This window comes from Vibrio harveyi NBRC 15634 = ATCC 14126 = KCTC 12724 (assembly GCF_001591145.1).
GTDB classification, from domain to species: domain Bacteria; phylum Pseudomonadota; class Gammaproteobacteria; order Enterobacterales; family Vibrionaceae; genus Vibrio; species Vibrio harveyi.
The window spans coordinates 1-5908 of sequence record NZ_BCUF01000094.1 but is presented as its reverse complement, the minus strand read 5'-3'; the positions used below and the strand labels follow the sequence as shown (position 1 = coordinate 5908).

Sequence of the window (5908 nt, the reverse complement as noted above, 5' to 3'; positions counted from 1 at the left end):
GTTTGTTAAATGTTTTCAGCAGTCGTATCGATCTTTTATGTATTGGTGATAATAGCGACCAACTGACCTTGCGCTAATAAACTCTCTAAAAACACTCTCAGGAACTCTACAAAATGTATAGACAGGGTCACTATCTTCAAAGTCAATATACATTCGCATAGACTCAGCTTCATATCCAATTCGGCGAATTGCTGTTGAACTAACATTTACCCATTCTGTCATTAGAAACTCCTATTTCTTTAACCACGGTAGTATTTTTGAAGGACCATAAATGTGACCATCATCTATCCAGAACTTGCCACCATCGTTTGGACCCCAAATCCAATTATCTTCTATCCACCACTTTCCTGAATTATATGGACCCCAAACCCATCCATCATCAATCCAAAACCTACCTGACTCAGATGGTCCCCAAATAAAACCATCATCGATCCAATATCCAGTGTACATACCGCCTCCCGACATTTAACGCCCAATTAAGGGGTGAACAACGCCTCCACCCAACTCAACGTATTGTACCGTAAACACTAAATTTGAAGTAGAAGCAAAAGTGCCAAGCGTTGTGAATCCCTCTTAAATTGCTTGTTATGCAATCATTCCGAGCGATTTCTAAGCTCATTTCGGTCATGAATTTGTTGATTCCATTCTGAGATTTTGTAACTACATTCTTGATCAAAGTCACTCAAGGCATGTCTGGTTTGGTAAATTTTTTCTACTATTGCATCTAGTGATTCAACAGAAAATTGGCATAGCTCGTGTTCAAGCCCGTCATTTCCGACTTTGAACTTAACTTGAGTATATCCGTCTTCATCTGTGTATTCCCAATTGGCATGAACTACTTTATTCCTTAGTACTCCACATTCTTTGAGGCTAGATATCAAGGGCTTGTACTCTTTGATATCCCACCCAAAGCCACGAATGAAATCATCATTAAACTTTTTAAATAGATCAACTTTCGTTGAATACATCATGGAATGTAAGACAAGTAAGCCTTTTTGATCTGATCGATCAGAAAATGTCTCGCATAGCAGACTATCGAGACTTGCCTCTAACGCATTAAAGGCAACAACTATTTCGCCAATTATTGGCAAAAAGTCTTGTATCATCTCGTAGCTATTTTCCGTATCACCCAATCCGTCCAGTATATTCTGCCCGACTGGTGTCTTTTTAATTTTCATACTGAACCCTAAATATGTTGCATAACGCCCAATTAAGGGGTGAACAACGCCTCCACCAAAACCTAAAGCATTGTGCCATAGACACTAAATTTGAAGTAGAAGCAAAAGTGCCAAGCGTTGAGAATCCCTCTTAAATTGCTTGTTATGTCTCTGATTCTCAAGTTCTAAAATAATTGGATTTCAAGGTTCGAACCGACCCCTCTAAGCTAACTAACAGCTCTTCCATGGAAGCATCAATTAGCGCAAGTTCACCTTCAAGTTCAGAGACATGTGACATACTATTTTTTAAATACACTTCGCTTATACCGCTACATAGTTTTATATAACTCTCATGAGGAAAAGTGAAATCCCCCTCAATTTCATATAATTCGAAGTCTTTCTGCACTTGTTTATATTTATGTAGTTCTAGTGCGAACTCGTCTTGAATCCTTTTTAATTCTTCAGTTAATTGCGCTAGGTTGGAGCTAGCTCTTGGAAAAGAGTTTCGTTGTAGCAGTCTATTGTAAAGATACAGCTCTTTAGCCTTACCAGTTACCGACTGCATTTGTTCATTTAATTTTCTAACGATATTGTATTTTTCTGTGTATACATGGGAATGTTTCCAGGAATTAAGTCCATAACATGCGATAAAAACTGCCACCCAAGGTAAAACGATTTCACTAATTGCTTTGAGAATGGAAACCACCTGCTGCCCTTTGGGGCCAAATTTCACGCCAGCAATCACCCCAAAGAGGCTGCCTATTAGAAAAACAGCAACGAGGGTTTCCTTTTTATACTTCACTTGAATCTCCTGAGACATAACGCTGCGTTAAGTGGTGAGCAACGCTACCACCTTACCTAAACCATTGTGCCGTAAACACTAAAGCCGAATCAAACCGAAAATGCCAAGCGTTGGGAATCCATCTTAAACGCTTTGTTATGTAAATTTTTGTGGTAGCGTTAAAACTATTTACTTACGTATTCTGTTTCACAATCGAATCCATCACACCTAATAGTAAGAGTTGTACTCTTTGCCGATGTAACTGAAGTTGAAGAACTCTTGGAGCTTGTAGTTTCCGAGAATTCTACCGCCTCTGCATCAAGTACTTTTAGCATTTTTTCTTTGGTTGAATCAAAGTTGATAACTTCCATCAACTCTGATAATTCTAAATCAGAATATTCTTCGTGGTGACCTCGCAATGTTTTAACTGCTTTCACTTTGGAAGAATCAAAATCAAAATACTCTACGAGTGTTATTAACTCTTTAAATGTCAGGTCGCGATTTAGGTTGTTTACGTTGTCGGAAACAAACCTGTTTTTTGTTGAGTCAAAATTAAAATGGCTTATTTTTTTCAACAATTCTTCAGGCTCCATAGCCTGAACACTTAAAGAACAAACTAAGTAAAATACTCCTGATATAATGATTTTATACAATTTCAAACCCCTCCTTTTGTTCGATTTACATAACGCCGCGTTAAGTGGTGAGCAACGCTACCACCACACTTAAACCATTTTGCCGTAAACACTAAAGCTGAATTAAACCGAAAATGCCAAGCGTTGGGAATCCGTCTTAAACGCTTTGTTATGTTTGTTTTAACGCACTCACTGTATCTAAAAATTCGTCTAGGTCAGATGGCATTACGTCAGGGTATTTTTTCCTAAGTTCTTTTTTATTAGTACCTTTTAGATCTTGGAGCTGAACAAGTTTAGGTCCTAATGTTGCTATACGAAATATAGCCATGCTCAAATTCCTTTCTGATTGCTTTTCGGTAATTGTGTCAGAAGGTAGCGTAAAGGTTCCGTCTTGCCAGTCCGTGTATAAACAAGAGTTTTTCCGGTCATTCTTAAAATCAATACCAGCGAAAAGCCCCTCAAGAGGCAGACCTTGCCTTTTCCACTCGTGACCGAATAATGCTGTTGATATTGCAGAGTCATTAACCAATTTCTGTTTATGATCTCGGAACCTACGGTTGAGCTTTTTCCAATCGACCTTTACTCCGGCAGATACATCGACCAATACTCGAAATAACATGACGCTCTTGCCAAACTCTTCGCGAGCGAAGTGACTCAAAGCAAAGGAACGAGCATATTTGCCATGTTCATGTAAGATTTCTGCCTCATCACACAACTCTTGTGCATTGCGCAAACATTTAATTGCACCGTAAACACGAAACCCAACCTTGTACTGAAAATGCCAAGCGTTGGGAATCACTCTTAAATGCTTTGTTAGCTCTCTGCTTGTTCAGGTAGCAACTGCTCTAGCTTCAAACCATATTCTGCTTCATTGCTTTTATATTCATCTTTCAAATATTCAAAAAACTGAGTCAAATGAACTAAGTGTTCCTCATAATCTTCACGTTCTCTCAAAGTCTCACTATGTAACAAGTTTTGATTATATAGAACAGCGTCTCTAACTGCCGATAATAGCATCGGTACATATGGCTTAGGTATATTCATCTTACGCAGCCTCTCTTACTGCTAACTTCGCTAATTTACTTAATAGTAACTTAAACTTTGACAAGGGCATATCATAAGCAGGAGCGATAGTGTAATGATACGCACCAAAACGAGGGTTATACTGATCTTTAACTATCGCCAACCCAGAAGGTAAAGGTGTGCCCTCTGGTATCCGATAGTGCTGCCAATTTGGCCCCTGTGGTATCCCTGGTCTATCAAACGTACTGATGCCTCTTGGCCGGTCCTTAACTAAAACTCTCGCATCAGCTCCCATTCCTTGAATAGTAATATCAGCAGGTCTAGGTCTACCATTTGAAAGAAGGAGAGTATCTTCAATTAGTTCAAAAAGCCCCATACCTTTTTTAACATTTAGTCCTCTCCACAAATTAAGAGGTACTTTACCTTCATAATAGTTATGAATTTGCCCCTTATCTAACAACACATCTTTTAGCAATGTAACAGTTTCCATGTTTCCTCCTTTTGCTTAAATTTCCGAGAGAGCTAACGCCCAATTAAGGTGTGAAGCACGCAACCACAGAGCTCAATTTGACCACCGTAAACACTGAACTTAACCCAAACCAAAAGTGCCAAGCGTGCTGAATCACTCTTAAATTGTTTGTTATGTTTCTCTTTCGAGTTCCTCATGAAACCTGCGCCAAAGAGGCTTTAGTTGACGCTTAATAGTCTTACTCTGCATTGTACTAGCAGCCCGCAAACCATACGTAACAAAGTTCCTGCCGCCTAAATGAGTGTAGCGACTATATAGTTTACGCTTGTACAATGCTTTTTCAGGCAAGCCTTTAGCGGCACGAACTGCATTGTACTTATCCATGGTTTTCTTAGCTAAACGAATGCCTCTCTTCATTTTTTCTGAGTATCGAGCTAATGAAGAGGAACGGATATACACGTTCTCACCGTCAAACATAAAACCTAGGTATTGAAGCATTTGGTCGGCGACCAAGACGTCACCTTGAGAACTGAAAGTTCTCAACTCAGTTTTCTTAGGGTTAATTGAAACTTTTAGTTTTTTAACTTGCTCTTGCGCATAGCCAGCGACTTTGTCTCTCAAAGGGGCTGGAACAATGAAAAGCATATCATCACAGTAGCGATAGTATTTACCACCATGAATGTCCATGTACCGTTTCATCTCTGCATCAAACTCAAACATATATATGTTTGATAACAAAGCGCTGATGGGTGAGCCTTGAGGTATACCAAACGGATCTTTATTGGTTTTTATGAGCTTCTTCTTCCTGACAACATCCCGAAATTCTTGAGCAGTGCAGACTCTATTTCTTCCGTTTTTAGGATTATTTGGCGAAATACCAAACTCTTTATATAACTCAACTTTATTTACTTTCGAGAACTTCGTAATAGACTTAAAGACATTAAAATGGTCTGACGGAAGATTTTTCTCGCCTAGTAAATTCGCCCAACTTTGCTTGAGTAAATCATGGTCTAAAGTGTCAAAGAATTTAGAGAAATCGAGTGCAACCGCACTACATTCACCCATAATTTTAATTTGCTCAAAGGCTTCAAAAGCAAAATCAATATTGCTTTTGCCTAGCCCTCTAAAAGCGAGAATACTCTCGGTCAAACCTGCAGATTTCAACTTGGCTTCATATTTCTTACTTAGAAGGTTGGCATAAAATGCATAGATATGGCTATCCATATGCGAAGAATAAGCAATTGGACGCTCTTTAACAGCTACATCGATTTTTCGAGTATCTTTGTTTTTGCTTATTTTCTTAGACTCAACCGCATAATTTATTAGCGGAAAGAAAGCATGCTTGGAAACTAAATCAGGATTAGTTACGAGGTTTTTAGCTTTCTTGAAGCTAACTGGTAGGTCGAAATGCAGATAACCGCGACTTCGATACCAAAGAGGTTTGTTTGATGACATTACGAATCTCTAGCAAAACCGAGGCAGACTTAGAACTGCGGCAATTCCTCACGCCTTACCTCGGCTTAACCAAGTTGTTAAAACAACCATCCACGAGTCCTGAAACTCTAGCCGCGTCATGTTAGAAATGGATTATGCTATAACTATAACCGTGGAGGTATCTATGAAGACCCTGTTCCAGTTCCTGCTGTCTATCTGCTCAGCTTGCCTTGGTGGCGTGCCGATTGGACTTGACAACCTGTTAAGCTCCTTTTGATCAACGACTCATTTGTCCCTATCAAAAGCATGTGAATAATACTCTCATAATAAACAGAATGCAATGCGCTCCAATGGAAACATAACGCCTTGTTAAGGTGTGAGGCACGCAATACCTAAGCACCCGCATACCACC

The 5908-nt window shown here is 39.3% G+C and carries 9 protein-coding genes; all 9 read right to left on the bottom strand.

Translation table 11 applies throughout. The annotated features are described in order from the left end of the window. Positions 1-15: 15 nt before the first annotated feature. Complete coding sequence (locus VHA02S_RS25610) at positions 16-222, bottom strand: KTSC domain-containing protein (protein ID WP_077681051.1); 207 nt, start codon at positions 220-222, stop codon at positions 16-18. A gap of 9 nt (positions 223-231) precedes the next feature. Then, the gene (locus tag VHA02S_RS24300; RefSeq protein ID WP_058649093.1) at positions 232-450 is read right to left on the bottom strand and encodes a hypothetical protein; all 219 of its coding nucleotides are present in this window, start codon (positions 448-450) and stop codon (positions 232-234) included. 143 nt (positions 451-593) lie between these two features. Beyond that, the gene (locus VHA02S_RS24295; RefSeq protein WP_050567843.1) at positions 594-1178 is read right to left on the bottom strand and encodes a hypothetical protein; all 585 of its coding nucleotides are present in this window, start codon (positions 1176-1178) and stop codon (positions 594-596) included. Between the two features lie 157 nt (positions 1179-1335). Further along, complete coding sequence (locus VHA02S_RS24290) at positions 1336-1959, bottom strand: hypothetical protein (protein ID WP_127891279.1); 624 nt, start codon at positions 1957-1959, stop codon at positions 1336-1338. 164 nt (positions 1960-2123) lie between these two features. Continuing rightward, positions 2124-2597, bottom strand: a complete 474-nt coding sequence (locus tag VHA02S_RS24285; protein ID WP_227740481.1) for a proline and serine-rich protein 1 family protein — start codon at positions 2595-2597, stop codon at positions 2124-2126. Between the two features lie 142 nt (positions 2598-2739). Further along, positions 2740-3369: an AbiV family abortive infection protein gene (locus tag VHA02S_RS24280; RefSeq protein ID WP_038899610.1), complete on the bottom strand. Its 630-nt coding sequence runs from the start codon at positions 3367-3369 to the stop codon at positions 2740-2742. Positions 3370-3383: 14 nt separating this feature from the next. Continuing rightward, positions 3384-3614, bottom strand: a complete 231-nt coding sequence (locus VHA02S_RS24275; protein WP_005446124.1) for a hypothetical protein — start codon at positions 3612-3614, stop codon at positions 3384-3386. A 1-nt stretch (position 3615) separates the two neighbouring features. Further along, positions 3616-4083, bottom strand: coding sequence for a Tse2 family ADP-ribosyltransferase toxin (locus VHA02S_RS24270; protein WP_017190377.1), 468 nt, complete (start codon positions 4081-4083; stop codon positions 3616-3618). Positions 4084-4233: 150 nt separating this feature from the next. Continuing rightward, positions 4234-5517 (bottom strand): antiviral reverse transcriptase Drt2, encoded by a 1284-nt coding sequence (gene drt2, locus VHA02S_RS24265; RefSeq protein ID WP_038899609.1) that lies wholly within the window; start codon positions 5515-5517, stop codon positions 4234-4236. Positions 5518-5908 lie beyond the last annotated feature (391 nt).

Bases quoted from the DNA above. Each gene is read 5' to 3' on its own strand.
- VHA02S_RS25610 (WP_077681051.1), bottom strand. From the start codon at position 222: ATGACAGAATGGGTAAATGTTAGTTCAACAGCAATTCGCCGAATTGGA.
- VHA02S_RS24300 (WP_058649093.1), bottom strand. From the start codon at position 450: ATGTACACTGGATATTGGATCGATGATGGTTTTATTTGGGGACCATCT.
- VHA02S_RS24295 (WP_050567843.1), bottom strand. From the start codon at position 1,178: ATGAAAATTAAAAAGACACCAGTCGGGCAGAATATACTGGACGGATTG.
- VHA02S_RS24275 (WP_005446124.1), bottom strand. From the start codon at position 3,614: ATGAATATACCTAAGCCATATGTACCGATGCTATTATCGGCAGTTAGA.
- VHA02S_RS24270 (WP_017190377.1), bottom strand. From the start codon at position 4,083: ATGGAAACTGTTACATTGCTAAAAGATGTGTTGTTAGATAAGGGGCAA.
- drt2 (WP_038899609.1), bottom strand. From the start codon at position 5,517: ATGTCATCAAACAAACCTCTTTGGTATCGAAGTCGCGGTTATCTGCAT.